This is a genomic window from Aeromonas sp. L_1B5_3 (assembly GCF_963866575.1).
In the GTDB taxonomy this organism is placed as follows: domain Bacteria; phylum Pseudomonadota; class Gammaproteobacteria; order Enterobacterales; family Aeromonadaceae; genus Aeromonas; species Aeromonas jandaei.
In genome coordinates this window covers 1-348 of the sequence record NZ_CAWMDN010000108.1, presented here as the reverse complement: position 1 = coordinate 348, position 348 = coordinate 1, and the positions used below count along the sequence as shown (strand labels likewise).

Annotated in this window: 1 pseudogene; it reads right to left on the bottom strand. The window is 58.3% G+C overall.

Annotated elements, in window-relative coordinates:
• Positions 1–238: pseudogene (locus AACR93_RS08855) on the bottom strand (hypothetical protein); the annotation flags it as partial.
• Between the last annotated feature and the right edge of the window lie 110 nt (positions 239–348).

The following is a 348-nucleotide window of genomic DNA, read 5'->3' as shown; positions in this document are numbered from 1 at the left end:
CGGGGACCAGTACGTTGAGTAGGATAGCGAGCGCAACGCTCAGCCGTTCCGCCAGTTGGTAGGCCGGTCCTATGGTGTCGTAGTCAGCTACCTAGGTGGCCAGCGCCAACCCACTGCCCTCCACAGCCCGCAGGTAGACGCTGTAGTCCTGCACGGTCAGGCCACTGTCACGCACCACCTGAGTTTCCCCCTCTCGATTGATGGCTTCCAGCTCAACGGCTATCGGTTGTTTGGACATCGTGTGTCTCCTCTTGCGGTAAGGGGTCACTCTCCACGCGATAACCGTGATTAGTGCAGGTACGCTGCAGGTCAGCCAGGAAACTTGCCTGGCTAATAACATCATGTCGA